General features: G+C 40.2%; 1 protein-coding gene. It reads left to right on the forward strand.

The window, feature by feature from the left end:
• Positions 1-214: hypothetical protein (locus AAEZ03_RS26075; protein WP_350582639.1), on the forward strand; the 214-nt coding region annotated here is incomplete at its 5' end.
• Positions 215-408: the final 194 nt, after the last annotated feature.

Genomic DNA, 408 nt, shown 5'->3' on the forward strand with positions numbered 1-408 from the left:
ATTTATAAAAGGATTGTCCTTATCTGGATGTTCTTTTGAACGCTCGGAAGTCAATCTTTGTGTCGATATCGCCGCCGCTCAAGTCCATGAATTAATAGTTGGCTGTCATCAGCAGCGTTATAGCAGACAGCAAGCTATCTCGATGTTAAGCACAAATTTCGATGCGCTTTTTAGTCAATTCTTTACCACAGAATGGCAAGAAATGAGCGGCTAATCATCAAGGCAGTCCAATTTATAAAAAGATTTAAACGGAATTTACATAGCAAAAACGCGGATAAAAAATAATAGGGAGCACGACGATGAGTAATGAGCCAACCAAAAACAATGAGCAAACCCATTTTAGAACTTGTAACCTATGCGAGGCGATGTGCGGTATCGTCATCAAACACGATGGCGATAAGGTGCTAT

It is taken from the genome of Pseudomonas sp. HY2-MNA-CIBAN-0224, from assembly GCF_040310285.1.
Lineage (GTDB): Bacteria > Pseudomonadota > Gammaproteobacteria > Pseudomonadales > Pseudomonadaceae > Aquipseudomonas > Aquipseudomonas helleri.